The following is a 26,359-nucleotide window of genomic DNA, read 5'->3' on the forward strand; positions in this document are numbered from 1 at the left end:
CTCTCCAGGCAGCAGTACCCGGATGAGCAGGCGGGCTCCTCTGGATTCAAGGACTTGAGGTTGGATCGCGCTGTGCATTGGGAGGTTGAGCATGAGGCGACTGGTATCAGCGGTGGTGGTGCTGGGCCTGTGGGCGGCACCCTCGGTGGCGATGTCACAGGAGCCGAGAGACACGGTGAAGGTCGTCCAGGAGGAGGACCGCACCGTCTTCCGGAAGAAGACGGTCATCGACTTCACGGATGTCGCGGTGGAAGGCGAGCTCACGAAGCCTGAGGGCTCGTACGTCCTCCACCGGAAGAAGACGGACTTCCAGAGCCTCATCAAGGTCCGGGACAACTTCGATCCAGAGCTACAGAAGTCAGTCGACAACCTCTAGCGGCAGCGGGCGGCGGCAGTCGTTCTAAGGGCGGAAGGGAAGAGGGAAAATCCTCATGGCGGCGGCGAAGAACAACGGCTTGACGCTTCGGATCACCGGGCCGGATGGCTCCACGGCGGAAGCCGTGTCGGAGGCCGAGAGCGTCATTGTGGGGTCGGGCGCTCAGGCGGCAGTGAAGATTCAGGACCCGCGGGTCTCGAATCTCCATGTGATGCTGAAGGTGGACAAGGATGGCTCGGTCACGGCCATCGACCTGGGCAGTGAGGGTGGCACGGAGGTGCGGGGACAGCGGCTCGTCCTCCCCACGGCGCTCAACCCCGGGGATGTGTTGATGGTGGGCGGCAGCCGGGTGGAGGTCCTCTTCGGAGCGACCCGGCCCGAGCGTCCACTTCCCGCGGGTGCGCGGGTGGCGGGGCCGGTGTTCCAGGGGCCGGTGGCCACGCCACCGGCGCCGCCGCGTGGCATGCAGCTGCAGACGCAGACGCGCGCGGACCTGCCGAAACTGGTTCCCACGCCGCCGCCCATGCGCCGGTGTCCACGGCGCTGGGCAACCGCGTGGAGCGGGTGGCCTCTCCCGGTGTGATGCCGGTCGAGCCGCCCCGGCAGACGCCTCCGGGGCTCCAGCCTCGCACGACGCCCTCCACGGCGCGGACGCCCACGCCGAATGCGGCGAACACAACCACGCCGCGGCGGACGGTGGCGCCGCACCTCCAGGAACCGCTGCCTCCCGAGGCCATGCCCACGCCCGAGGCGCGCGTCCTCCAGGTCGCGCTGCTGTGGGGCGACACCCTGCTGGAGGTCCAGCATTTCAAGGACGGCGTGCCCGTCACCATCGGTGAGGCGAAGCAGAACTTCTTCAACGTCTTCGCGCCGTCAGTGGGCAAGAGCCACGTGCTGGCCGTCAGCAAGAAGGATGTGCTGGAGGTGCGCGCTCCCGCGGGCTCGCGCGCCTTCGTCACCAACCAGGGCAACGTGCGCACCAAGGACGCGCTGCGGGCCGCGGGCGCGCTCTCCGGCCAGGCCGGTGACGGCGCCGAGCAGCGCTTCACCCTGGGCCTGCACGACCGGGTGGAGGTGTCGCTGGGCACGGTGTCCTTCGTCGCGCGCTACGTGAAGCCGTCTCCGGTCATCACCGCCGCGTCGCTGAAGGACTCCGACTTCACGTTCTTCAAAATCACCAGCATCTGCATGCTGGCGGGCCTGGCGGTGGTGCTGGCCATGGTGCTGACGCCGCGCCAGGAGCTGCCGCAGAGCGCGGACATCTTCGAGTCCCAGCAGCGCGTGGCGAAGTTCCTCATCACCCCGGAGAAGCGGCTGGAGGCGAAGAAGCTCCAGCTGTCCGCGCCGGAAGAGGGCGCCAAGGCGAAGGACGAGGAAGGCAAGTTCGGCAAGGAGGATGCGAAGCAGCAGGAAGCGGCGCCCTCCAAGCCCGGCACGCCCGTGGTGGACAAGAGCAAGAAGGAGAAGGACCGTCAGGCGGTGGGCAAGGCCGGCCTACTGGGCGCCTTCAAGGGCATGAAGGGTGGGGCATCGGACGTGTTCGGTCCCGGCGGCTTCGGCACCGGCATCAACGACGCGCTGGGCGGCCTCAAGGGCGGCGCGGCCATGGGTGACGCGCAGGGCGTGGGCGGCGTGGGCTCGCGTGGCACGGGCAACGGCGGTGGTGGCACCGCGCTGGGCATCGGTGGTCTCGGGACGCAGGGCACCGGCCGTGGCACGGGCGGGTCGGGCGGCATCGACCTGGGCGGCCGTGGCAAGTCCATCACCAAGGTCATCCCCGGCAAGACGACGGTGGTGGGCGGCCTGGACAAGGACGTCATCGCCAAGGTCATCCGGCGGCACCAGGGGGAGATCAAGTACTGCTACGAGTCGGAGCTGAACAAGGACCCGAGCCTCGCCGGCAAGGTGGCGGTGGCCTTCGTCATCGACCCCACGGGCGCGGTGTCCGACGCGAGTGTCGCCGAGACGACGCTGAACAACGCCGCGGCGGAGCGCTGCATGCTGTCGCGAATCCGCCGCTGGAAGTTCCCGGAGCCCAAGGGCGGCGGCGTGGTGTCGGTGACGTACCCCTGGCTCTTCTCGCCCGCAGGCACGGGAGGGTGAGCGGCGGTCGAGGCCTGTGAAGGACCCAAGTGGCGTGGACGAAACGGTCCACGCCACTTTCGTTTTTCCCCCACTGCCGGTTCCGGGGGGCCGTCATTAACGTCTGCGGCGCTCCCGCGTTGCGCTGGGAGGGCACGTCTGTCGGGAGGACCCGTGAAGAAGTCTCAGTTGATTGCCGCGCTCGCGCTGCTGTCGTCTCCGGTTCTCGCGGCCACACCGCCGGAAGGGGTGGCGTTCGAGCCGCGCCGTGGTTTCTTCACCGAGACGGACATCGGCGTGTTCTTCACCGTGGGCGGAGAGAACGTCTACTCCAACGCCCAGACGTACCTTCAGCTCGGGGTGGGGTACGACCTCACGGAGAAGCTGTCGCTGGGGGCGCACTTCGGGCTCGGCTCGTCCGCGCAGAACTGCTTCGCGGGCTACCTGCCCGGCACGGAGACGTGCGCGCTGTCGGACAACTTCACCATGGCCTTCTTCAACCTGTCGGCGGCCTACCACGTGCGTGTCATGGACCGGCTGTTCCTCACGCCCAAGGTGGTTGCGGGCTACACGCGGCTGGATCCGGCGCCCGTGGACCCCGACGAGGGCGACCCGGGACGCGCCGTCAGCGCGCCCAACGCGGGCCTGGGCTTCGGCGTGGAGTATGCCACGGGCATGGACCACTTCTCCGTCGGCGCGGACCTGCTGGCCCGCTACATCATCGGGCCCAACATCACCTCCTTCGCCATCTTCCCGAAGGTGAAGTACACGTTCTGAAGCCCGCATACACGAAGGGCCCGCCCCCAACGCAGTGGGAACGGGCCCTGGTGCTGCGGAGCGCCCCGTGAGCGCTCCAGCAGAGCGAATGCCTACTCGCCTTCGGCCGCGCGCTCCTCGCGCTTGCGGTCACGCTCGGCGCGGTAGCGCTCGCCCACCGCCAGCGCCTTCTTGCGCATGCGGATGGACTTGGGCGTCACCTCGACCAGCTCGTCGTCGGCGATCCACTCCAGCGCCTTCTCCAGGCTGATTTCCCGCGGCGGGGTGAGGATGACGTTCTCGTCGCGGCCGGCGGCGCGGATGTTGGTGAGCTTCTTCTCACGGCAGCAGTTCACGTTCAGCTCGGACGCGTGCGAGTGCTCGCCGATGATCATGCCCTCGTACACCGTGGTGCCGGCGCCGATGAAGAGCGAGCCACGCTCCTGGATGCTGAAGAGCGCGTAGGGCACGGTGTCGCCCAGGCGGTCGGAGACGATGGCGCCATTCTGCCGCTTGGGGATGTAGCCGAACCACGGCTCGTAGCCATCGAACTGGCTGCTCATGATGCCCTCGCCACGGGTGATGGTGAGGAACTCCGAGCGGAAGCCGATGAGGCCGCGCGCGGGGATGCGGAACTGGAGCCGGGTGCGGCCCGAGCCCAGGGTGCCCATGTCCACCATGCGGCCCTTGCGGGGCCCCAGGCGCTCCGTCACCGCGCCCACGCTGTTCTCCGGCACGTCGCAGAAGAGCAGCTCCATGGGCTCGTGGACCTGGCCGTCGATCTCCTTGGTGATCGGCTCCGGGTTGGAGGCCGTCAGCTCGTAGCCCTCGCGGCGCATGTTCTCGATGATGACGGCCAGGGCGAGCTCGCCGCGGCCCACCACGCGGAACGCGTCCGGCGTGTCGGTGTCCTCCACGCGGACGCCCACGTTGCGGTAGGCCTCGCGGTAGAGGCGCTCGCGCAGGTTGCGGGAGGTGACGAACTTGCCTTCCTTGCCCGCCAGCGGCCCGTCATTGACCTTGAAGACCATCATCATCGTGGGCTCGTCCACGGTGATGCGGGGCAGGGGCACCGGCTTCTCCGCGTCGGCGATGGTGTCGCCGATGGAGATCTCCTCGATGCCGGCGATGGAGACGATTTCACCCGGACCCGCGTCCGGAATCTCCACGCGCTTCAGGCCGGAGAAGCCGTACAGCTTGACGATCTTACCCGGCTGCACCTTGCCGCCCTCGCGGCAGACGGAGACGGGCATGTTGGCGGTGATGCGGCCGGACTGCACGCGGCCCACGGCCAGACGGCCGACGTAGTCGTCGTAGTCCAGGTTGGCGACGAGCAGCTGCAGCGACGTCTCCTCCGACTTCGGCGGAGGCGGGATGTGGTTGATGATGGCGTCGTACAGGGGCTCCAGCGTCTTGCCGGGGACCTCCAGCTGCGTGGACGCCTGACCCTGGCGGGCGATGGTGTAGAGGACGGGCATCTCCAGCTGCTGCTCGTCCGCGCCCAGGTCGATGTAGAGCGAGTACACCAGGTCCAGCACGTCCTTCGCGCGGGCGTCCTGGCGGTCGATCTTGTTGATGACCAGCACCGTCTTCAGGCCCATGGCCAGGGCCTTGCTGAGCACGAAGCGCGTCTGGGGCAGGGGGCCTTCGGCGGCGTCCACCAGCAGGATGACGCCCTCAACGAGGCGCAGACCCCGCTCCACCTCACCACCGAAGTCGGCGTGACCCGGGGTGTCGATGATGTTGATCTGCATGCCCTTGTAATTGACCGCGGTGTTCTTCGCGAGAATGGTGATGCCCTTCTCGCGCTCGAGGTCGTTCGAGTCCATCACCCGTTCGGCGACGTGCTCGTTGCTACGGAAAGTGCCCGCCTGGCGAAGCAGGTGATCGACGAGCGTGGTCTTGCCATGGTCGACGTGAGCGACAATGGCGACGTTACGAATATTTTCGCGAGGAATCATACGAACCGAACTGTGATGGCAGGTGGGGAACGCCCGAGGACGCCGGGGCTTCCGAACCCCACCGGAACCCGGGAGGTCGGCGCTTATATGCCGCGAGTGCGTCCCCTGCAATGCAGCCGGAAGCCCAGCGTTCGTGCGAGCGGGTTTTCACTCCTGTCACCCATGAACAACGGCAGGGGGCCGGCCCCTTCCGGAGGGCTCAGGGGCCAGCGGGAGGGCTCACCACCGGTGTAGGCGTGGGGGAGGGGGCGCCGGTACGCACGTTCAGTCGCTCCCGGAGGAAGCGCTCGACGCGGGCCTCCACCCGCCCGGGGGCTTCGAGTGGGGTGGTGTGGGTGCCTTCGGGGATGAGCTCCAGCTCGGCGCCGGGGATCCGGTCGGCCATTTCCTCGGAGATCCAACCCGGCGTGAACTTGTCCTGGCCGCCCGCCACCACCAGCGTGGGGACGTCCACATGAGGCAGGTGGTCCCACGCGTTGTGCTCCGCCATGGACTCCAGGGTGCGGACGAAGACGACGGGGTCCATCCGGGCCAGGTGGTCGAAGTAGGGGGCCAGGTCGTTGCGGGCGATGCGCTCCCGGTTCATCTCCAGGGTGATGGCCAGTTGCACGGCCAGCTCCGTGCGCAGCACCGTGTGGATGATGCGGGCGGACTGCTCCGGGTAGCGCTCCACCACGCCGCGGATGAGCGGGAATGCCCGCTTGAGCACGGTGGAGTCGTGGAAGGTGTCCAGCGGGTTGCCGTAGCTGCCGCACACCAGGACGAGCCCGCATACGCGCTGGGCGTAGCGGCGCTGGAACTCCAGCGCCACCTGGACGCCCATGGAGTGGCCGAAGAGGACGACGCGCTCCATCCCCACGGCGTCGAGCATCCGCCGCAGGTCATCGCAGGTGTACAGCATGCCGATGCGAGAGCGGTCCTCGGGGACGGTGGAGCGGCCGTGGCCCCGGTAGTGCCAGCGCAGCACGCGGTGGTTCCGGACCAGGTAGGGCGCCAGGTACTTCCAGGCGAAGCCGTCACAGCCCAGGCCGTCACAGAAGACCATGCCCGGAAGGCCGTCTCCCTGGACCTGGTAATACAGCTGCGCGCCATCCGGGACGCGCAGGCGGTCCTGGTGGAAGTACCGCGTGCCGGGGCTCATGCGTCGCCCATCTCCGCCTCGTCCTCGGGCAGGCCCTTGTCCAGGCCGTAGCGTGAAATCTTCAAGATGAGGTTGGAGCGGCTGATGCCCAGCTCTCGCGCCAGCCGGCTCTTGTTGTAGCGCGTGCGCATCAGTCCCTGCTGAATCATCTCCCGCTCCAGGGCTTCCACGGCCTCGTGCAGCTTGCCGTGGGCGCGCGGAGAGATGAAGGGGCCTCCTCCGGGCAACACGGCGTCGCGAATGCGGCTGGAGATGAGCTCTGCGGGGATGGACTCCAAGTCGCCCCCCAGCACGAGCAGGCGTTCGATTTCGTTCTCCAGCTCGCGGATGTTCCCCGGCCACGCGTACGCGCCCAGGATGGCCAGGGCCTCCGCGTCCAGCCCCCGCGCGCGCTGGCCCTCGCGGTGGTGCTTGCGCAGGAAGTGGTCGATGAGGACGGGCATGTCGTCGCGCCGCTCCCGCAGGGGCGGCAGCTGCACGCGGATGACGTTGATGCGGTAGTAGAGGTCCTCGCGGAACTCGCCCCGCTTCACCAGCTCGCTCAGGTCCTTGTGGGTGGCGGCGATGACGCGGACGTTGACCTCCTTGAGCTGCGTGCCGCCCACAGGAAGGAAGGTTCCCTCTTGGAGCACGCGCAGGAGCTTCACCTGCAGCGCGGCGGACATGTCGCCCACTTCATCCAGGAAGAACGTGCCGCTGTCGGCGACCTCGAAGAGGCCCTTCTTGTCGCGTAGCGCGCCGGTGAAGGCGCCGCGGGTGTGGCCGAAGAGGGCGCTCTCCAGCAGGTTGTCGTTGAAGGCGGAGCAGTTCTGCACCACGAAGGGCTGCTGCGCGCGCGGGCCGCTGAGATGGATGGCGCGGGCCACCAGCTCCTTGCCGGTGCCGGACTCGCCATTGATGAGGACGGTGGAGTCGGAGTTGGCCACCTTCTCCATCAACCGGAACACCTCCATCATGGGCCCGGAGCGCCCGATGATCTTCTCGAAGCGGTAGCGGTCGCTCAGCTCACGGGACGACCCGGGCGTGCCGTCCTCCTGCCGGGAGGCCTCCGCCGCTTCGTGGTTGGCGATTTCATTCGCCGCGCACTCGAGCAGGTCGGACAGCTTGCTCAGCTCGGCGCCGTCCAGGACGGGAACCTGCTCGCTCCACCCGTCCAGGGCCACGTGCTGCGGGGCGAACTGGCGCACCTTCGACTTGAGGACGTCTGCTTCGCGCGCGTCAAGAGGCTGGCGGGCGAAGCCCTCGACGAAGAGGAACCCCTCGTATTCGTTGGCGATGTAGAGGGGCGCGCCCACGATGCTGAAGTTGAGGTGGCAGTCGTGGATGAGCGAGCGGCGCACCTTCTTGTTGGCCTTGAACTTCTCGTTCAGTACACGGACGGACTGGCCGCAGCGCCGCAAGCCCTCTTTTGAGGTCAGGGCGGCACGGCAGAAGGCGTTCGGCGGCGGGCTGACTTCCCCGCGCTGCCACTCATGCACCACGCCGTGGCGGTCCGCGAACGCCAGCTCGACCTGCCACCACTTGCGGATGACATCCCTGAGCATGATGATGGTGTGCAGGTTCAGATGCTTCCCGTAGTCCATCCCCACCTCCGTCGCGTCTCCCCACGCTCCGGAGCAGGGGATGCCGGGCCTGGCGGCAGCCAGATTCCCGGCCTCTCATACCTCATGACTGGGCATTAGCCGCACCCCTCACTCCCGTGACTACTTCCCCTTACACCCGCGGTGAATCCGGGCATGGCCACGAGCATGACCACGGCGACGGGCATGGCCACGGCCATCATCATCATCATGGCCATGGGCACGGCCATGGGCACGGTCCCCGGAGGGGCGGACTGGCGGAGGAGCGGAAGAAGGACAAGCGCCGACTCATCTTCGCCCTGGTGCTGACGGCCACCATCGCGCTGGCGGAGGCGGTGGGCGGCTGGTTGACGAACTCGCTGGCCCTGATGTCCGACGCGGGCCACATGCTGACGGACGTGTCCGCGCTGGCGCTGAGCATGGTGGCGCTGTGGTTCGCGGGCAAGCCGGCGGACGTGAAGAAGACGTACGGCTACTACCGGATGGAGATCCTCAGCGCGCTGCTCAACGGCGTGCTGCTGATGGGCATCACCGGCTTCATCCTCTATGAGGCCTGGGAGCGGGTGCGCTCGCCGGCGCAAGTGGACATCGGGCCCATGGCCATCGTGGCGTCGGTGGGCCTTTTGGCCAACCTGGGCGCGCTGGGGTTCCTGCACCGCTCCCACTCCATGAACGTGCGCGGGGCCTTCCTGCACGTGCTGGGGGATACGCTGTCGTCGGTGGGCGTGCTCGTGGGCGCGGGCATCATGGCGTACACGGGCTGGTACGTCGTGGACCCCATCATCTCGGTGGTCATCTCCATCGTCATCGTCATCGGCGCGGTCCGGCTGGTGCGCGACGCGGTGGACGTGCTGATGGAGGCGGTGCCGGCGCACGTGGACCTGGCGCAAATCAAGGAGCTGATGCTGCGCGCGCAGGGCGTCACGGCGGTGCATGACCTGCACGTGTGGACCATCTCCAGCGGCGTGTACGCGCTGTCCGCGCACCTGGTGGTGCAGGACCCCATGGTCTGCAACAACGACGAGATTCTCTCCGCGGTGAAGCACGACCTGTACGACCGCTTCGGAATCGACCACACCACGATTCAAATCGAGAGCGAGACCTACTCCCACCTGGGTGAGGTCCACTGACGGCCCTGGGGCCCGGCCGGGGCACCCCGTCCACGTGCTCCAGCGGACGCTCCCAGCAGCTTCGCCTTGCCTCGGGCGGCGCGGGCGGATGATTCTCCGCGCTCCATGAACGTGCTGGACAAGGTGCTGACGTTACGGCCGGGGAACACTGTGGCGCGGGTGGGCGCGGGTTCGCGCGTTCCGCTGCTCAATCCCCGGGAGCTGCTGCGTGCTCTGGCGGAGGCGCCGGTGGCGCTGCCGTGTCTGCCGGTCCAAGCGAAGGGCGCCTTGCCGGCCTGCTGCGCGCGGCCCGGTCGGAAGACGCCGTGCTGGGGCTGGCCTGCCCACACCCGCTGTCCGACCGGGGGCGCCCGAGCGCTTCGTCGTGGCCGCGCACCAGGCGGCCGCCGAGGCCGAACATGCGCGACCCCTGTTCCTCCAGGCCGGGCCCATTCGGGTGGCCCGGGCGGACGCGGACACGCTGGACGCCCTGAAGGATGGCATCTACCGAGTGGTGGACGCCGGCTTCTCGCTGGTGTCGTTGGACCTGTCCCGGCTGGACTCCTACGAGGCCGTGGAGGCCGTGAATGCCCTGGTGGCGCCGGTGACCGAGCGCGAGCTGGCGCTGGAGCTGACGGGACCGGCCGCTTCTGGCGGGTTCGTGGACGCGTACCGGACGCTGCTGGAGGGCCTCAGGCAGTGGAAGGTGCCGGTGGACTTCGTCCGTGTGCCGGAGACCGCGCTAGGTGAGGGCGAGCCGGACGTGCGGCTGCTGCGGAGCCTGGTGGAGCTGGCCGCGGAGTACGACGCCGTGCTGTCGGTGGGTGAGGCGGGCGCGGTGCTGGCCGGCGGGCTGCCCACCTACGTGGCGGCGGGCGTGCGCAAGGTGGACTGTGTGGGCGGCTTCGAGCGGCTCGCGCTGGGGGCGTGGCCCCCGGAAGTCCGCGCCAGCGTGGAGGAGAAGGCCACAGCCGCCGGGCTGCCCGCAGGCCAGCTGCTGAGCGTGCTGGAGGAGCAGCTGCCGCCGCTGGACGACGCCGCGCGGGAGAAGCTGGAGGCCCTGTCCTTCATGGAGACCACCGAGGTACTGGCCGCGCTGGGCGCCACGCGCACGGGGCAGGCGTCATTGCGCTTCCTCGCGGAGAAGCGGGGCGATTGAGGCCGGAGCGGTGTAGAAGGGGCCCATGCGAATCGTCGCAGGCACCGCCAAGGGCCGCGCCCTGGCCGGCCCCAAGTCCTCCTCCCTTCACATCCGTCCCACGGCCGACCGCGTCCGGGAGACGCTCTTCAACGTGCTGGGCCAGTTCCTGGACGGCCAGCGGGTGCTGGACCTCTACGCCGGCACCGGCGCGCTGGGCCTGGAGGCCGTGTCTCGCGGCGCGGGGCAGGCGGTGCTGGTGGACCAGGACCGCGAGGCGCTCACCCTGTGCCGTGAGAACGCGCAGGCCGTGGGGCTCGCCGGGCAGGTGGAGGTGCTGTCCGCGCCGGTGGCCCGGGCGCTGGAGACGCTGAAGCGGCGGGGCGACCGCTTCGAGCTCATCTTCGCGGACCCGCCGTATGCCGCGCGCGTGGTGGAGACGGTGCTGGACGGCATCGTGGCCGCCGGGCTGCTGACCCCCTCTGGCATGGTGGTGGTGGAGCACGACAAGCGCGAGGCGGCGCCGGACACACATGCCGGGCTTGACCGGGAAGACCAGCGCCGCTTCGGGGACACGTTGGTGAGCTTCTATCGGGCGCCGTGAGCAGTCCTTGACCGGCTCCCGGGGGCATCCGAGACTTCCCGGCACATGCTGGTCGCCATCTATCCTGGTTCTTTTGATCCGCTCACCAACGGGCACCTGAGCCTCATTCAGCGCAGCCTGAAGATGTTCGATCGGCTCATCGTGGCCATCGCGGTGAACCCGAAGAAGACACCGCTTTTCTCCGAGGAGGAGCGGCTCACGTTGATTCGAGAGGCCGTCCAGGACGACCGGGTGGAGGTCGACGCCTTCCACGGTCTGCTGGTGGACTACGTGCGGCGCCGCAACGCGGGCGTCATCGTCCGCGGGCTGCGGGCGGTGTCGGACTTCGAATACGAGTTCCAGCTCGCGAACATGAACCGCAAGCTGGCGCCCGACGTGGAGACCGTCTTCATGATGACGGGGGAGGACTACTTCTACATCTCCTCCAACCTCGTCCGGGAGGTGGCCTCCTTCGGTGGGGACGTCACCGGGCTGGTGCCGCCCAACGTGCACGAAGGTTTGAAGGCCAAGTTCGCTGGACGGAAGTAGCAGGCAGTCCCCTTGTCCGGCGTGGGGCTCCGCGTTAGGCAGGGGACATGAAACTCGCTCACCGGCTCCAGGCCATCAAGCCGTCTCCGACGCTCGCTCTCAACTCGCGCGCCAAGGCGCTCGTCGCCAAGGGTGTGGATGTAGTCGTCCTGGCCGCGGGGGAGCCGGACTTCGACACGCCGGATTACGTGAAGCAGGCCGCGGTGGACGCACTGCGAGCGGGCTTCACCAAGTACACCCCGACCAACGGCATCCCGGAGCTGCGCGAGGCCATCTGCGCCAAGCTCGAGCGGGACAACGGCTTGCGCTACACGCCGGACCAGGTGCTCGTCACGTCGGGTGGCAAGCAGGGCCTCTACAACTTCTGCCAGGCGGCGCTGGAGGAGGGTGACGAGGTCATCATCTTCGCGCCCTTCTGGGTCAGCTACCCGGACATGGTGCGGCTGGCGGGTGCCACGCCCGTCATCGTCCCCACGCGCGAGGAGGACGGCTTCGCGCCAGACCCGGACGCCATCCGCCGCGCGCTCACGCCGCGCACGCGCGCCGTCATCATCAACAGCCCAGGCAATCCCACCGGCGCCGTCTATTCGCGCGCGGCGCTGGAGCGCATCGCGGAGGTGCTGCGGCCCCACGACTGCCTCATCGTCACGGACGACATCTACGAGAAGCTGCTCTACACCGACGAACGCCTGGGCATCAGCGACGTGGCGCCGGACCTGGTGCCGCGGCTGGTGGTCGTGAACGGCATGAGCAAGGCGTACTCCATGACGGGCTGGCGCCTGGGCTACGTCGCTGGGCCCAAGCCGCTGTTGGCCGGCATGCAGATGGTGCAGGACCAGTCCACGTCCAACGCCTCCTCCATTGGCCAGAAGGCCGCGCTGGCGGCGTTGCAGGGGCCGCCGGACACCATCACCGCCATGGTGAAGGAGTACCGCGAGCGCCGTGACTTCTTCATCGCGGGACTGAACGCGCTGGACGGCGTGCGCTGCCGGATGCCCGAGGGCGCCTTCTACGCCTTCGCGGACGTGCGGGGCCTGCTGGGCCGGTCGTACAAGGGCAAGCCGGTGACGTCCGCGATGCAGCTGTCGGAGATCCTCCTCGACGACTTCCGCGTCGCCGCCGTGCCCGGCGAGCCGTTCGGCGCGGACGGCTACGTGCGCATGAGCTTCGTCACCTCGCGCGAGGTGCTGCAGAAGGGCCTTGCCCGGCTGGGTGAGCTGGTCAAGGCCCTGAGCTGACCGCTCAGTCGGTGTAGGCGAAGGCGCGGAACTCGTCGCGGTACTTGCGGTAGACGAGGACGGCGGGGCGGCCGGAGAGGTTACCCACGGCCGTCCACACGTCCTTGGGGTTGCGCAGGTCCAACCCCAGCCGCGCGGGCGCCTTGCCGTACTTCTTCTCCATGGCCTCCAGCGGCATCACCTCGATGTCATAGAGGGTGATGAGGTCCGTGCGCTTCAGTCGCAGCTGCTTCACCCACGCCGACACCAGCTCCTCCGGCGTGGCGTAGCGCTCCGCCTCCAGGCTGAACGGGTAGAGCAGCTCGTTCGAGGCGGTGCGGACGTCCCCCGTCAGCAGGGACTGGAGGAGGAAGCGCGCGTCCGCCTGGATGTCCTTGCGGATCTGCTCCTCGGGGGACAGCGGCGGCGCCTCCGGGATGGCGTCGCGCTTGAAGTCGGCAAAGCCGGGAGGCAGTTCGACCGGCGGTGCGTCCGCAGGGGGCGGTGTGGGCGCCGCGCGGGGCGACTCGGCGGCGGCCGCCGACTTCGGAGCGGCGGGGGCCTCGGCCTTCGGGGCCGCGGCCTCGGCCTTCTTGGCGGCGGCGGTGCCTTTCTTCTTGGCGGGTGCCTCAGAGGGAGCCGGCACAGCGGGCGCTTCAGCGGCCGGTGGCGTCGCGGGCGCCTCGGCTTGTTTGGGCTCCGCCTCGGCTTGTTTGGGCACCGCCTCGGCTTGTTTGGGCTCGGCCTCGGGCGTGGGCTCCGCGGGCGTGGGGGCCGTCACCGCGGGCGGCGGGGGCTGGGCGCCTTCGGGCGCGGGGGCGGCGGCATCCTGGGCGAGGGCGGGGGACGCGAGCGAAACGAGCAGTGCCAGGGACCAGTGGCGCATGGAACCTCCGTGGGCGGCGGAGCCTAGCAGAGGACAGCGGGCGCGGGCCCGGCGTCCGTGCGAGCAGGCGGTTTCAACACAGTCCTCGCATGTGGGGGCGGAGGTTGGTATGGGGGCGCCCCGATGCCCAAGCGTACCGATATCCGCAAGGTTCTGGTGATTGGCTCGGGTCCGATTGTCATCGGGCAAGCCGTCGAGTTCGACTACTCCGGTACACAAGCCATCAAGGCACTCCGGGATGAAGGCGTGGAGGTGGTGCTGCTCAACAGCAACCCCGCCACCGTGATGACGGACCCTGAGTTCGCGCATCGCACCTACATCGAACCGATTACGGTGGAGGCGGCGGAGCGCATCCTCGCCTCGGAGCGGCCGGACTCACTCCTTCCCACCATGGGTGGCCAGACTGCACTCAACCTCGCCAAGGCGCTGGCGGAGCAAGGCATCCTGGAGAAGTACGGCGTGCGCCTCATCGGCGCGTCCCTGGAAGCCATCAACAAGGCCGAGGACCGCCAGCTCTTCAAGGCGGCCATGCAGAAGATTGGCGTGGCCCTGCCCAAGAGCGGCTACGCGACGACGCTGGACCAGGCGATGAGCCTGGTGGAGGACATCGGCTTCCCGGCCATCATCCGCCCGTCCTTCACGCTGGGCGGCACCGGCGGTGGCATCGCGTACAACCGCGAGGAGTTCGAGACCATCTGCCGTTCGGGCCTGAAGGCCAGCCCCACCACCACCATCCTGGTGGAGGAGAGCGTGCTGGGCTGGAAGGAGTACGAGCTCGAGGTGGTCCGCGACACGGCGGACAACGTCATCATCGTCTGCTCCATTGAAAACCTGGACCCGATGGGCGTGCACACCGGTGACTCCATCACCGTGGCGCCCGCGCAGACGCTGACGGACCGCGAGTACCAGCGGATGCGGCAGGCGTCGCTGGCTATCATCCGGGAGATTGGCGTCGACACGGGTGGCTCCAACATCCAGTTCGGCATCAATCCGAAGGACGGCCGCATGGTCGTCATCGAGATGAACCCGCGCGTGTCGCGCTCCAGCGCGCTGGCGTCGAAGGCGACGGGCTACCCCATCGCGAAGATCGCCGCGAAGCTGGCGCTGGGCTACACGCTGGATGAGCTGCGCAACGACATCACCCGCGACACGCCGGCTTCCTTCGAGCCGACGCTGGACTACGTGGTGGTGAAGGTGCCGCGCTTCAACTTCGAGAAGTTCCCGCACGCGGACCGGACGCTGACCACGAGCATGCGCTCGGTGGGTGAGGTGATGGCCATTGGCCGCACCTTCCCTGAGGCGTACATGAAGGCGCTGCGCTCCATGGAGCTGGGCCGCGTGGGCCTGGAGTCCCCGGAGCTGCCGGCGGAGAAGGAGGAGCGGGAGAAGGTGCTGCGCGAGGCGCTGCGCATCCCTCGCCCGGAGCGTCCCTGGTTCGTGGCCCAGGCCTTCCGCGAAGGCATGACGGTGGAGGACGTGCATGCGCTCTCCGCCATCGACCCCTGGTTCCTTCGCTACATCCAGATGCTGGTGAACGAGGCGCAGTCGCTCCAGGAGTACGGGCGGCTGGACCAGCTCCCAGACGAGGTGCTCCGGCAGGCCAAGGCGCACGGCTTCTCCGACAAGTATCTGGGCCGGCTGCTCGGCTACCCGGCGGAAGAGGTGCGGGCGCACCGGCACGCGCGCAACATCCGGCCCGTCTACAAGCGGGTGGACACCTGCGCCGCGGAGTTCGAGGCGTACACGCCCTACCTGTACTCCACCTACGAGGAGGAGGACGAGGCGCCGCCCACGGACCGGCAGAAGGTGCTCATCCTGGGCAGCGGCCCCATCCGCATCGGCCAGGGCATCGAGTTCGACTACGCGTGCGTCCACGCCGCCTTCGCGCTGCGCGAGGCCGGGTACGAGACGGTGATGGTCAACTGCAACCCGGAGACGGTGTCCACCGACTACGACACGTCGGACCGCCTCTACTTCGAGCCGCTGACCATCGAGGATGTGCTCGAGGTGTCCCAGCGCGAGAAGCCGGTGGGCGCCATCGTCCAGTTCGGCGGCCAGACGCCGCTGCGCATCTCCGTGCCGCTGGAGAAGGCCGGCCTGCCCATCCTGGGCACGTCGCCGGACGCCATCGACCGCGCGGAGGACCGGGAGCGCTTCGCCGCGCTCATCGAGAAGCTGGGCCTGAAGCAGCCGGAGAACGGCGTCGCGCGCAGCCACGCGGAGGCCTTCAAGGTGGCCGAGCGCATCGGCTACCCCGTCATGGTGCGGCCCTCCTACGTGCTGGGCGGCCGGGCCATGGAGACCGTCTACGACGTGGCCAGCCTGGAGCGGTACATGCGCGAGGCGGTGAGCGCATCGCCCGAGCACCCGGTGCTCATCGACCGCTTCCTGAAGGAAGCCATCGAGGTGGACCTGGACCTGGTGGCGGACCGCACCGGTGCGGTGATGATTGGCGGCGTGCTGGAGCACATCCAGGAGGCGGGCGTGCACTCCGGTGACGCCGCGGCCACGCTGCCGCCGCACTCGCTGTCGCCGGACCTGGTGGAGCGGATGAAGGACCAGGCCATCGCCCTGGCGCGCGAGCTGGGCGTGGTGGGCCTGATGAACGTGCAGTTCGCCATCCAGGGGAAGACCATCTACATCCTGGAAGTGAATCCGCGCGCGAGCCGCACGGTGCCCTTCATCTCCAAGGCCACCGGCGTGGCGATGGCGAAGATCGCCGCGCTCTGCATGGTGGGCAAGACGCTCAAGGAGCTGGGCGTCACGCAGGAGCCGGAGTTCAAGCACGTGGCGGTGAAGGAGAGCGTGTTCCCCTTCGCGCGCTTCGCGGGCGTGGACGTCATCCTCGGGCCGGAGATGAAGTCCACCGGCGAGGTGATGGGCCTGGCGAACGACTACGCGTCCGCCTTCGCCAAGAGCCAGCTCGCCGCGGGCGTGAAGCTGCCCAAGAGCGGCAAGGTGTTCATCTCCGTCAAGGATGACGACAAGCCGGCGGTGGTGGACCTGGCGCGGCGCCTGCGGAACATGGGCTTCTCCCTTGTCGTCACCTCCGGTACGCACACCTACCTGGCGACGAAGGGCATTGAGGCGCAGGTGGTGCAGAAGGTGAAGGAGGGCCGCCCGAACATCGTCGACAAGATTGTCGACGGCGAAATCGTGCTGGTCATCAACACCACCTTCGGCAAGCAGGAGATCGCCGACAGCTTCTCCATCCGTCGCGAGGCGCTGATGCACTCGGTGCCGTACTACACGACGGTGCAGGCGGCGCGGATGGCGGTGGGCGCGCTGGAGTCGCTCAAGTCCTCGGAACTGGAAGTGAAGCCGCTCCAGGAGTACCTGGGCATCAAGGCGGCGCCCCCGGGCACCCGGCGCTGAAACGCAGCGCTCGATTGACGTGCGTCATGCGGCCCCGCTCCTCCTGGAGTGGGGCCGTCTGCGTTTCAGGGCCGCCTCAGGCCGTTGGGTCTGTCACGAAGCCGCGCCAGTTGCGCATGTAGTTCACGAAGACGTCGGACAGGCCCTCGGCGTTGAGCGTGGAGGGGGACAGCGGCGGCACCTGGAGCGCGTCGCCTCGCTGCACGCGGCGCGGCCAGTCGTGATTCGCGATGGCCGCTCGGCCCACGGCCACGGCATCCGCGCCGCGCGCGAGCTGGGCCTCTGCCTCCTCGCGCGTGCGCACCTCGCCCGCGACCACGATTCGGACGCCGGTGCCCACGGCCTGCCGGAAGAGCGGCGTCGCGTGCTGGTCCGGCCGCTTCAGGGTGTTGTGGGCCGCCTTCCACAGGGACAGGTGGAGGATGTCCACGCCCTCGCGCGTGAGCATGCGCGCGACCTCCAGCGACTCGTCCAGGTCCAGGCCCTGGCCTGCCTCGCGTCCTCCGGCGACAGGCGCACGGCGAGGACCAGGGTGGGCGCCGCGCGCCGCACCGCGCGGACGGTCTCCTGAAGCAGGCGCCAGCGGTTCTCCAGCGAGCCGCCCCATCGGTCCTGCCGACGGTTGAAGACGGTGCTCAGGAACTGCGAGAACAAGTAGCCGTGCGCTCCATGGAGCTCCACGGCGTCGAACCCCGCCTCGGCGCAGCGGCGCGCCGCGCTCGCGAAGGCCGCGATGACGCCCTCGATGTCGGCCTCGGTGGCTTCGCGGCAGTGGAGGCCGTCCGCGTCATACGCGCTGGCGCTCCACACCTCGCGCTGGCTGACCTCGGCGTTGGCGCGAAGTCCACCGTGGAAGAGCTGCGCGGAGAGCAGGGCGCCCCCTTCATGGATGCGGGCGGCCATGCGCTTCAGTCCGGGCAGCATCGCGTCGTCGTGAACGCCCAGCTCGCCCGGCCACGTCTTGCCATCCTGGGAAACGTAGGCGGCGCACGTCTCCACCACGCCGAACCCGCCATCGGCGCGCATCGCGAGGAAGCGAAGCTCCGCGTCGGAGAGCGTGCCATCGGGATGGCTCTGGGTGTTCGTCAGGGGCGCCAGCCAGATGCGGTTGGGCGCGATGACACCCTTTCGGAGCTCGAGGGGCGCGAACAGGTCGGTCATGACGGCATCTCGCTTTCGAAGTGGGCGGGTCCATTCGCTCGGGCTGATGGGGGCGCCAGGCCGCTTGCCTTGCCGCGGCCTGCTTCCCCTTGACGTCGATGTCGCCCTGTGGGCCGGACCCGGTGCGCGGGTATAACCTGCGCCTCGGGGCTCCGCATGGCCTCGTTCGAAAGCAGGGGCCGAGGGCAAAGCGTGGCTGGACGCCCGCGGACCCTGGCGGCTACGGTTCGCGCCGAGCTGTTGCCCCCCTTCGCCCGTGTCCATCTCCGCGACCGAGGAGAGCCGTTCATGCCGTCCCAGGCTGCCCCCGACTTCGACATTTCTTCCGTGGACGTGGATGGGTTTCACCGTGAGTTGAAGGCGCTTCGTGAGCAACTGGACGCATCGCTGGGTGAGGCGGATGCGGCGCACCTCCGGAAAATCGAGCGCTGGGGTCGGGCGGCGACCGCGCTGGGGGCGGCGACCTGCTGGCTGGCGCCGAACCCGCTCAGCGCGGCGGCGCTCAGTGTCGGGCGGTCCACGCGTTGGCTGCTGATGCACCACGTGGGGCATCGGGGCTACGACCGGGTGCCGGGGCTTCCGGCGTCTCGCACGGGGAAGGGGTTCGCGAAGGGGAACCGCCGCTATCTGGACTGGCTCGACTGGATGCTGCCGGAGGCCTGGGTGTTCGAGCACAACGTGCTGCACCACTCGCACACTGGCGAGGATGCGGACCCCGACCTCCTGGAGCGCAACGCGGAGGGGACGCTGCGCAACCCGGAGCGCCCGCTGGCGCTGCGGTACGCGCAGCTCGCGCTGCTCGCGCTGACGTGGCGGGCCAGCTACTACGCGCCGGAGACGCTCAGTTCGCTGCGCCGCAAGGGCCGGCGCAAGGGTGGAGAGCTGACGCGCGAGGAGCTGAAGGAGCTGCTGCTGAGCTGCTATCTGCCGTATTCGGCCGTGCAGTTCGGGCTCTTCCCGGCGCTCTACCTGGTGTTGGGGCCGTGGGCGTCGTTCAGCGCGTTCTGCAACTCCGTGATGGCGGACATCCTCACCAGCCTGCACACGTTCCTGGTGGTGGGACCGAACCACACGGGCGAGGACCTGTACCGGTTCGACTCGAAGCCGGAGAGCCGCGGCGAGCGCTACGTGCAGCAGGTGATTGGCAGCGCGAACTACCGCACGGGCGGGGACTTGAACGACTTCGCCCACCTGTGGCTGAACTACCAGATTGAGCACCACATCTGGCCGGACCTGCCGATGCTGAAGTACCGCGAGGTGCAGCCACAGGTGAAGGCGCTTTGCGAGAAGTACGGCATCCCCTACGTGCAGGAGAGCGTCTGGACCCGCGCGAAGAAGATGGTGGACGTCGTGGTGGGCAAGACGTCCATGCGGAAGCTCGCGCCGAAGCGCCAGGCCCGTGACGCCGGAGTGTCTGCGGCGGCCGCTCCCGCGGCGTGAGGCGGGGACGTCCGGCGACTCGGTGTAGGCCGCGAGGTTCGCCAGGGTGGAGGTCAGCCCCGGCAGCGTGTTCGTGAGCGGCGCGGCCTACGCGCGCCGCGTGGTGCGTGTCAGCGTCTTCCGCGGCGGAGCTTCGGCGGCGTCGTGCCGGACGGCCTCGACATCCACCACGCGTGAGCCATCTGGCGGAACCGGTGGGCCCAGCGTCACCACGAGCACCCGGTAGGACTCCTCCAGCCGCTTGTGCAGCTTGGAGAAGATCAGCTGGGCGGTGCCGGGCATGTCCTCGGTGTACGTGAAGTACCAGCGCAGCTCGTCCAGGCGACCGTAGAAGTGGTCCACCACGGCTTGTTCCTGTTCGGGCAGGTGGATGAGCTGGTCGAACGCGCCGTCGGCGTACCGTGACGCGATGGTGCCCAGGAGCGGTTCGCGGCTGCGCAGGCGGGAGAAGAGGGCGAACATCTCATCCCGGCGGGCATCGAGCCTGCGCATGATGCCCGCGGCGTCCATCGCGAGCAGGTTTCGGACGCGGGAGGCCATCTCATCGGCCTTCTTGCGACGAGCCATGGCGCGTCAGCCTAGCATCAGTAGACGCGCAACAAGTGGGACCGGCACACGAACCGTGGGTTGCGGAAGTCGATGACCTCGATTTCGCCCGTCGTCTCCTCGAAGCGTCCGGCCAGGATGCCAGCAGCGCTCGTCGCGGCGATGTACCAGGCGTCCTGTCCCTTCAGTTCCTTGAGCTTGCGCAGGTATACGACGCGGCCTTCCACCGCCCACAAGGTACGGATGCCGTCGGCTCGGACACCTCGCGCGCCAGCGGGTGGCGCAGCGAGCTTCGCCAGTGACGCCGGAATGGCGTTCAGGACGTAGGCGTCGTAGGCCGGGTTGCCACTCAACGAGATGAGCTTCGCATCGCGCAGGGTGCCATCCACTTCCTGCGTCAGCTCCAGCGTCACGACGAGCTTCGAGCCGCCACCCGTGGCCAGATGTTGGAGCCCCTGACTCGCATGGGCCAAGAGGCGTGGACGCTCCATGGATTCGTCTCCGGCGCGCTGCTGGAGGTCGTAGAGCCGTTCGGTCGTGGTGGGCGCCTTCGGCGGTGGGCCGTCTCCTGGATTGCCAGCCGCTCCGAAGCTGCTGGCCCGGGAAGCCCAGGCGGTCCCTGCCTGATTCACCAGGCTGGTTCCTGGGAATACCGGCGCATCTTCGAGGCCCTTCTCAAGCGCCTCTCGAAGGCGGCTGAAATAGGGGTCGATGAGACCGTTGGCGACGCGAAGCTGGGCCTGCTCGTCGACGATGAATTCCTCCACACGCCCCGCGACGGTGGCCTCTTCCTGCGCGGCGAGCTCCTCACGGGAAGGGGCCGGGTCACCAGGGCGCAACGTGCGTCCACTCGGTGTCCTTGGACCGGCGAGCGGCGCTCCTCCTGGCACCAGGAACGAGGGCAGGGGCTCGGCGCCAATCTGGAGTTGTTGTGGCCTGCGCGGGGCGTCCGGCGGCGATGCGGTGGTCTCCGGCGCAGCACCCGTGTCGGGTGCGTCAAGAGGGGCAGGGGATGGCGCTGCGACGAGGCCGTCCCCGGCCGGTGTCTTTCTCACCTGCTTTCCCTTGGGACGAGGCGTGGACGCCGAAGGTGCAGGCTGCCGCGGGGGAGGTGGAGGCGTCAGCACAGGTGGCGTGGTGACGATGTCCACCGCGAGCGGCTTCGACGTGACGGCCCGGCGAGGTGCGCGCTCCGGCGGGTCGACAGACCCAAGCAGCAAGAGCAGGCCCACGTGGATGACGAGCGATGCCAGCGCGGCCCCGCCGAGTCGTCGCATCCTCCGCATTTCGACGCTCACGCTCCCTGGGACGGGGTCACCACGTCCTACCAGCATACCCAGCACCGCCGTTGGCCTGGACACGCCTACGTCCCGCCGTGCGCGCCATTGCGTGCAGTCCCCATCACGACACGGGGTGCGACCGTGCGGTGCCCAACGCAATGACTCACTGCGACAAGCGGCTCCTTTGCCGCCGTCTGTCTCGCGCGTCGGTTACGCTCGGTGCTTCGAGGCCACCATGAACAACGCTCCTGATGATGGCTGTCCGGCTGACCCGCGCTTGCTGCGGAGACCGGGTAGAACGATGCCAGACGCGCTCCGGCGGTTCGTCGCGGAGACCTGGGTCTTCCGAAGGCAGGAGGAGTTGGAGGCGGGGCTGCGCTTCGCCCGATTGGCGGGAGCGCTCGAGCAACTGGCCACGCCCGAGACGCTGGTGGAACTCGCGCGCCGCGCTGCGGAGGACGAACGGCGCCACGCGGGCATGTGCGAGCTGATGGCGCGCACCTACGGACAAGCGGTCATGCCCCCCGTTCCCCTGGTCGCGCGGGAGACTGCTCCGCAAGCCCTCGGCTTCCGCGAGCGCGTGCTCTACGAAGTCGTCGCCGCCTGCTGCATCTCGGAGACGGAGAGCACGGCTGGGTTGACCTCGGTGCTGGCCGTGGACGGACCACCCCGGGTGCGCGCGGTGCTTCGAGACATCCTTCGGGACGAGGTCGCGCACAGCCGGCTGGGGTGGGCCTACCTCGCGCATGCAGCCCAATCGGGCTCCGTGGCGTTCCTGTCGCCGTATCTGCCTGCGATGCTGGAGGAAAGCGTGTCGCCCAGGCTCTTCGCGAGGGGCCTGTCCGATGCGGAGGGGGCCATGCTCCTGGCGCACGGCGTGTTGCCGCATGCGCGCAAGCTCGAGGTGTTCATCCAGGCCCTGCACGACGTTGTCTTTCCCGGGCTGGAACGGTGCGGAGTGGACACCACTCCTGGACGGCAGTGGGTGGAGCATTGTCGTCGGTCGGGAGCCTAGCGGGCCCTGCTACGCTGGCGGCATGGTGCTCAAGATTGTCCAGGCAGGGGACCCGGTGCTGCGTCGGAAGGCGCGCGATTTGACGCCGGAGGAGATTGCCAGTCCGGAGACGGCGCGGCTCATCGAGCAGATGCGCGACACGATGCGGGACGCACCCGGCGTCGGGCTGGCGGCGCCCCAGGTGGGCGTGGGCCTGCGAGTCGTCGTCATCGAGGACCGGCCTGAGTATCAGGCAGGCCTCTCGGAGAGCGAGCGGGCGGCGCGAGGACGGAAGCCCGTTCCCTTCCACGTGCTCATCAATCCCAGGCTGGTGGTGGAGGACGCGGCGCCCGCGGAGTTCCACGAAGGGTGTTTGAGCGTGTCGGGCTTCGCGGCCCTGGTGCCCCGCGCTTGCGCCGTGCGCGTGGATGCACTCGATGAGCACGGCCAGCCCGTGACGGTCCAGGCCCGAGGCTGGTACGCACGCATTCTCCAACACGAGCTGGACCACCTGGATGGCACGCTCTACGTGGACCGGATGGAGACACGGAGCTTCACCACCGCGGAGAACCATCGCCGGTACCAGGCGGGGCGCAGCACCGCGGAGCTGCGCGCCGAGCTGGGGCTGCCGGTGCCCGACAAGGGATAGGGCACGACGTCTTTCGCGTCAGCCTTCGCGGCCGTGCGCCGCGGCCTTCAACTGGGCCGTGTCGACGCGGACGAAGATGGAATCACCCACTGCGGTCAGCGTCTCACCCGCGAAGACTTCGCAGAGGACTCGGCTCTTGCGTCCGACTTCGCCCTCGACGCGTGCACGGAGGGTGAGCGGGACGCCCATGGGCGTGGGTTTGATGAACTTCACGCCCAGGCTTCCGGTGACGCATTCGATGACCGGCGAGCTGCCAGGTGAGCGGCCCTCGGCGCGGTAGTGGTACGCCATGGCCGTCCAGTTCGAGTGGCAGTCGACCAGCATGGCAATCAGACCGCCGTAGACGAGCTCCGGCCAGCCGCTGTACCGGGCATCGGGCGTGTGGCGTGCCACCACGTGGATGCCGTCCTCATCCCAGTAGCTTTGGATGTGCAGGCCGTGAGGGTTCTTGCTGCCGCAGCCGTAGCAGATGCCTTCTGGCGCGACGACTTCCTGGAGAGATGAGGTTTCCATGGGGGGCCCTGATGGGGAAGGGAGGCGCAACGATGCGCACATCCTGGCCCAGCAGGGGCCTTTCGTCGCGTGTCTCGTCCATGCCCAGGATAGTGTCCGTGCCGATGCTCACTGAAGTCCAGGCAGGTCCCTACACCGTCCGAGGCGTGTCCGTGGGCGGCGTGTACACGTCGCTCCAGGTCCCCGAGTTGGACGTCGTGCTCGACGTGGGGCTACCCATTCGTTCCTTCTGTGGCTCGGACCGCATCTTCTTGAGCCACGCGCACCCGGACCATGCGAGCGGGCTCGGCTCGTTGCTCGGCATCCGTCGGCTCATCGGCAAGGGCGCACCCCAGGTCTTCCTGCCCGCGGAGATCGAGGCGAACGTCCAGGCGTCGCTCGCCGTGATGTCACGGCTGCACCACACCGCCATGGAGGTGCACACCGTGCCGATGTTGCCAGGGGACGTGCGGCCCCTGGGGCAAGGTCTGTTCGTCCGCGCGTTCCGGACGCATCACCCGGTGCCGTCGCTCGGCTACCAGTTCTTCCGCCGTGTCGCGAAGCTCCGCCTCGAGCACCAGTCACTCCCACCTCAGGAAATCGCCAGGCGGCGGCAATCAGGCGAAGCGCTCTTCGACGAAGTGGAGCGGCTGGAGCTGGCCTATGCCACCGACACCCTGTCCCGCGTCCTGGACACGGAGCCAGGCCTCTTCGACTCGCGCGTGCTCATCCTCGAGTGCACCTTCGTCGACGCGCGCCACTCCGTGCAGGACGCTCAGGCGAAGGCGCATCTCCACCTGGACGAACTCCTCGCGCGCGCGGACCAGTTCCGCAACGAGGCCCTGGTCCTCATGCACTTCAGCCAGGCGCTTCCTCCTGAATCCGTCCACGCCACGTTGCGCGCGCGACTGCCGCCGTCGCTGGCCGAACGCGTCCGCGTCTTCGCTCCCGAAGCGGGCCGCTGGTTCGGGTGAGCCGCGCCCGTGGAGCACGTGCCGGAGAGCCAGACCCGGTACGGCAACGACATGGCGGTGGTGCAGCACGGACCTCCCGTCACTGTGTTGCACATGAATCGCGACTCGCCACGGCATACCTGTTAAAGCGCGGCGCATGAGCACGTCATCGCCCAGGCATGTTCTCGTGGCTGGGGCTGGAATTGGTGGACTCACGCTGGCTTGCGCGCTTCGGCGCGCGGGCCTCTCCGTCACTGTCTTCGAGCGCTCCGACGCCTTGAAATGGGTGGGCGCGGGCCTCACGGTTCAGATGAACGCCTCGGCGGCCCTGCGCCGCATCGGCCTGTGTGATGAGGTGGCCCAGGCCGGTGCGTGTCCCACGGACAGCGCGATTCTGAAGCCGTCGGGCTCGGCGCTCACGCGGCTTCCGGTGACTCGAATTCAGGAGGAGCTGGGGCTGCCGCTGGTGTGTGTCCACAGGGCGCGGCTCCAGTCCGTGCTGCTGGCCCATGCCGGGGAGGAGAACGTCCGGATGGGGCTCACCGTGACGGCGTTTCACGACGACGGCCAGACGGTGACGGTGCGGTTGTCGGACGGCAGCTCGGTGACGGGCGATGCGCTGGTGGGCGCGGACGGGCTGCGCTCGGTGGTGCGTGGGGCGCTGCTGGGCGACGCGCCGTTGCGCTATTCGGGCTACACGAGCTGGCGGGGCGTGTGCTCAGACGTCCCGAGCGCGACGCCGGGACTTGTCTCAGAGACGTGGGGGCCTGGGGCGCGCTTCGGTGTGGTGCCCATTGGCTTCGGGCAAACGTACTGGTTCGCCACGCAGAATGCTCCGGCCGGAGGGCAGGATGCCCCCGGGGAGACACGGGCCCGGTTGCAGTCCCTCTTCGGCGGGTGGCACGCGCCCATCGCGGACCTGATTGCCGCGACGGAGGAAGCGAACATCATCCGCACGGACATCCACGACCGGCCGCCCGCCAGCCGCTGGAGCCGAGGCCGGGTGACTTTGTTGGGAGACGCCGCGCACCCGATGACGCCCAACATGGGGCAGGGCGGGTGTCAGGCCATCGAGGATGCCGTGGTGCTGGCCGAGCTGCTGGCCGCGGAGGGCCCCGTGGACGCGGCGCTGGCGGCCTACGAGCAACGCCGGCTCGAGCGTGCCAACAGCTTCGTGACGCGTTCCTGGAGCCTGGGGCGCGTGGCCCAATGGGAGAGTTCAGCGGGGCGCTTCATTCGTAATGTGCTCTTCCAACTCGTGCCTCGAGGGCTCGCCGCCCGGCAGGTCCGCGCGTTGGTGCGCGACGCCGAGTAGGGCGCTCGAGGCGCGGTTTCTAGAGGTCCAGTCCAAGCAGCGCCCCCGCGAACGGGCCGTCGAGCGAAACCGTGAACGCGGCCGCATCAGGCGTCGGCTGAAGCCCGTCCGCCTGTTCGAAGTAGCGCGCATAGCCCCCATGGACGCGCGCATGGACGTAACGACTCAGCTTGACCTGGATCGCCGCCAGTCCGCCCGCGCCGAAGGCCCACTTGCGCATGCGGCCCTCGTAGAAGTTGTTGCCGCCAATGGGCGTGTAGCCCGGCTCCCCTGGCTGCACCTGACCAATCTGCCCCGTGGGCAGTGAGACCTCCGCCGCGCTGCCGAACGCGCTCACGCCGAGCGTCACGTGTCGTGTCAGCGAGAACCGCTTCTCCAGCCCCGGCCGCAGCGCCAGGACCTGGACGTCACCACCCGCCAGGTACCAGTCGATGCCGTTCGTCCACCACCAGTCGCTCCGTTCGGAGCCACGGAGGAGGTTGAAGTGGAGTCCGCCGGAAAGGCGCGCGGCTCCGCTTCGGGCGTTCACCGTCTTCACCCGTGAACGCAGCGTTGGCACCTCCGTCGCGGGATGCCGCATCGGAGACAGCGTCCCACCGATCTCCACCGCGAGCTGTGGCGGCGGGAGCGTCGCTTCCTGTTCTGGGGGCGGCTCTGCTCCCAGGGCTGGAGAGGACAGGCAGGCAGACATCAGCAAGCCGATGGTGGACACCGCGCGAGTGACGCACATGGGGCTTCCTCCCGGGGGGATGAATGCTTCCGCCGGAACCACGGTG

Annotated in this window: 24 protein-coding genes and 1 pseudogene; 15 read left to right on the top strand and 10 right to left on the bottom strand. The window is 68.7% G+C overall.

The window, feature by feature from the left end; all coding sequences use genetic code 11:
- The first annotated feature begins 91 nt into the window (after nt 1-91).
- From QEG98_RS17810 to cglE, 4 genes are all read left to right on the top strand, one after another.
- A complete protein-coding gene (locus tag QEG98_RS17810; RefSeq protein ID WP_143043159.1) occupies nt 92-376 on the top strand; it encodes a hypothetical protein in 285 nt (94 codons plus the stop codon).
- Between the two features lie 79 nt (nt 377-455).
- Nucleotides 456-959: an FHA domain-containing protein gene (locus QEG98_RS17815; protein WP_316567482.1), complete on the top strand. Its 504-nt coding sequence runs from the start codon at nt 456-458 to the stop codon at nt 957-959.
- Nucleotides 908-2,479, top strand: coding sequence for a TonB family protein (locus QEG98_RS17820; RefSeq protein ID WP_316567483.1), 1,572 nt, complete (start codon nt 908-910; stop codon nt 2,477-2,479). The genes QEG98_RS17815 and QEG98_RS17820 overlap by 52 nt, the downstream gene beginning before the upstream one ends.
- Nucleotides 2,480-2,632: 153 nt before the next feature.
- Nucleotides 2,633-3,235, top strand: a complete 603-nt coding sequence (cglE, locus tag QEG98_RS17825) for an adventurous gliding motility protein CglE (RefSeq protein ID WP_140862578.1) — start codon at nt 2,633-2,635, stop codon at nt 3,233-3,235.
- A gap of 92 nt (nt 3,236-3,327) precedes the next feature.
- On the opposite strand, the gene typA is transcribed toward cglE, so the two are convergent.
- From typA to QEG98_RS17840, 3 genes are all read right to left on the bottom strand, one after another.
- Nucleotides 3,328-5,175: a translational GTPase TypA gene (gene typA / locus QEG98_RS17830; protein WP_090491322.1), complete on the bottom strand. Its 1,848-nt coding sequence runs from the start codon at nt 5,173-5,175 to the stop codon at nt 3,328-3,330.
- Nucleotides 5,176-5,374: 199 nt separating this feature from the next.
- A complete protein-coding gene (locus QEG98_RS17835; protein WP_316567484.1) occupies nt 5,375-6,316 on the bottom strand; it encodes an alpha/beta hydrolase in 942 nt (313 codons plus the stop codon).
- Nucleotides 6,313-7,899 carry a sigma 54-interacting transcriptional regulator gene (locus QEG98_RS17840; protein ID WP_316567485.1) on the bottom strand — a complete coding sequence of 529 codons (1,587 nt, stop codon included), beginning with the start codon at nt 7,897-7,899 and terminating at the stop codon, nt 6,313-6,315. The genes QEG98_RS17835 and QEG98_RS17840 overlap by 4 nt, the downstream gene beginning before the upstream one ends.
- A 116-nt stretch (nt 7,900-8,015) precedes the next feature.
- On the opposite strand from QEG98_RS17840, the gene QEG98_RS17845 reads away from it, so the two are divergent.
- The 5 genes and pseudogenes from QEG98_RS17845 (at nt 8,016) to QEG98_RS17865 (ending at nt 12,513) form a co-directional block, all read left to right on the top strand.
- The gene (locus tag QEG98_RS17845; RefSeq protein WP_316567486.1) at nt 8,016-9,026 is read left to right on the top strand and encodes a cation diffusion facilitator family transporter; all 1,011 of its coding nucleotides are present in this window, start codon (nt 8,016-8,018) and stop codon (nt 9,024-9,026) included.
- A 105-nt stretch (nt 9,027-9,131) separates the two neighbouring features.
- Nucleotides 9,132-10,164: pseudogene (locus tag QEG98_RS17850) on the top strand (hypothetical protein).
- 25 nt (nt 10,165-10,189) lie between these two features.
- Entirely contained in the window at nt 10,190-10,747 is a 558-nt protein-coding gene (gene rsmD / locus QEG98_RS17855) for a 16S rRNA (guanine(966)-N(2))-methyltransferase RsmD (protein ID WP_090491327.1), read from the top strand.
- Nucleotides 10,748-10,792: 45 nt separating this feature from the next.
- Nucleotides 10,793-11,275: a pantetheine-phosphate adenylyltransferase gene (gene coaD, locus QEG98_RS17860; protein ID WP_011553418.1), complete on the top strand. Its 483-nt coding sequence runs from the start codon at nt 10,793-10,795 to the stop codon at nt 11,273-11,275.
- 47 nt (nt 11,276-11,322) lie between these two features.
- On the top strand, nt 11,323-12,513 hold the full coding sequence (locus QEG98_RS17865) for a pyridoxal phosphate-dependent aminotransferase (RefSeq protein WP_090491328.1): 1,191 nt from the start codon (nt 11,323-11,325) through the stop codon (nt 12,511-12,513).
- Nucleotides 12,514-12,517: 4 nt separating this feature from the next.
- Here QEG98_RS17865 and QEG98_RS17870 read toward each other — a convergent pair whose 3' ends face one another.
- Complete coding sequence (locus QEG98_RS17870; RefSeq protein WP_316567487.1) at nt 12,518-13,378, bottom strand: hypothetical protein; 861 nt, start codon at nt 13,376-13,378, stop codon at nt 12,518-12,520.
- 123 nt (nt 13,379-13,501) lie between these two features.
- Here QEG98_RS17870 and carB point away from each other — a divergent pair, with 123 nt between their 5' ends.
- A complete protein-coding gene (gene carB / locus QEG98_RS17875; RefSeq protein ID WP_316567488.1) occupies nt 13,502-16,753 on the top strand; it encodes a carbamoyl-phosphate synthase large subunit in 3,252 nt (1,083 codons plus the stop codon).
- A gap of 76 nt (nt 16,754-16,829) precedes the next feature.
- On the opposite strand, the gene QEG98_RS17880 is transcribed toward carB, so the two are convergent.
- Together QEG98_RS17880 and QEG98_RS17885 are read right to left on the bottom strand one after the other, a co-directional pair.
- On the bottom strand, nt 16,830-17,201 hold the full coding sequence (locus QEG98_RS17880; RefSeq protein WP_316567489.1) for a hypothetical protein: 372 nt from the start codon (nt 17,199-17,201) through the stop codon (nt 16,830-16,832).
- Complete coding sequence (locus QEG98_RS17885; RefSeq protein ID WP_316567490.1) at nt 17,135-17,914, bottom strand: NADH:flavin oxidoreductase; 780 nt, start codon at nt 17,912-17,914, stop codon at nt 17,135-17,137. Before QEG98_RS17885 ends, QEG98_RS17880 begins: the two co-directional genes overlap by 67 nt.
- Nucleotides 17,915-18,202: 288 nt before the next feature.
- Here QEG98_RS17885 and QEG98_RS17890 point away from each other — a divergent pair, with 288 nt between their 5' ends.
- Entirely contained in the window at nt 18,203-19,354 is a 1,152-nt protein-coding gene (locus QEG98_RS17890) for a fatty acid desaturase family protein (RefSeq protein ID WP_316567491.1), read from the top strand.
- An 87-nt stretch (nt 19,355-19,441) separates the two neighbouring features.
- On the opposite strand, the gene QEG98_RS17895 is transcribed toward QEG98_RS17890, so the two are convergent.
- Nucleotides 19,442-19,921, bottom strand: a complete 480-nt coding sequence (locus QEG98_RS17895) for a hypothetical protein (protein ID WP_011553425.1) — start codon at nt 19,919-19,921, stop codon at nt 19,442-19,444.
- 17 nt (nt 19,922-19,938) lie between these two features.
- The gene (locus QEG98_RS17900; protein ID WP_316567492.1) at nt 19,939-21,177 is read right to left on the bottom strand and encodes a TonB C-terminal domain-containing protein; all 1,239 of its coding nucleotides are present in this window, start codon (nt 21,175-21,177) and stop codon (nt 19,939-19,941) included.
- Between the two features lie 304 nt (nt 21,178-21,481).
- On the opposite strand from QEG98_RS17900, the gene QEG98_RS17905 reads away from it, so the two are divergent.
- Together QEG98_RS17905 and def are read left to right on the top strand one after the other, a co-directional pair.
- Entirely contained in the window at nt 21,482-22,195 is a 714-nt protein-coding gene (locus tag QEG98_RS17905) for a ferritin-like domain-containing protein (RefSeq protein ID WP_316567493.1), read from the top strand.
- A 22-nt stretch (nt 22,196-22,217) separates the two neighbouring features.
- Nucleotides 22,218-22,823, top strand: a complete 606-nt coding sequence (def, locus tag QEG98_RS17910; protein WP_090491335.1) for a peptide deformylase — start codon at nt 22,218-22,220, stop codon at nt 22,821-22,823.
- An 18-nt stretch (nt 22,824-22,841) separates the two neighbouring features.
- Here def and QEG98_RS17915 read toward each other — a convergent pair whose 3' ends face one another.
- Complete coding sequence (locus QEG98_RS17915; protein ID WP_090491336.1) at nt 22,842-23,336, bottom strand: PaaI family thioesterase; 495 nt, start codon at nt 23,334-23,336, stop codon at nt 22,842-22,844.
- 104 nt (nt 23,337-23,440) lie between these two features.
- Between QEG98_RS17915 and QEG98_RS17920 the strand changes: the two genes are divergently transcribed.
- Together QEG98_RS17920 and QEG98_RS17925 are read left to right on the top strand one after the other, a co-directional pair.
- Complete coding sequence (locus QEG98_RS17920; RefSeq protein ID WP_316567912.1) at nt 23,441-24,289, top strand: MBL fold metallo-hydrolase; 849 nt, start codon at nt 23,441-23,443, stop codon at nt 24,287-24,289.
- A 166-nt stretch (nt 24,290-24,455) separates the two neighbouring features.
- Complete coding sequence (locus QEG98_RS17925; RefSeq protein ID WP_316567494.1) at nt 24,456-25,583, top strand: FAD-dependent monooxygenase; 1,128 nt, start codon at nt 24,456-24,458, stop codon at nt 25,581-25,583.
- Nucleotides 25,584-25,602: 19 nt separating this feature from the next.
- On the opposite strand, the gene QEG98_RS17930 is transcribed toward QEG98_RS17925, so the two are convergent.
- A complete protein-coding gene (locus QEG98_RS17930; RefSeq protein ID WP_316567495.1) occupies nt 25,603-26,313 on the bottom strand; it encodes a hypothetical protein in 711 nt (236 codons plus the stop codon).
- Between the last annotated feature and the right edge of the window lie 46 nt (nt 26,314-26,359).

It is taken from the genome of Myxococcus sp. MxC21-1 (assembly GCF_032612255.1).
Lineage (GTDB): Bacteria > Myxococcota > Myxococcia > Myxococcales > Myxococcaceae > Myxococcus > Myxococcus virescens.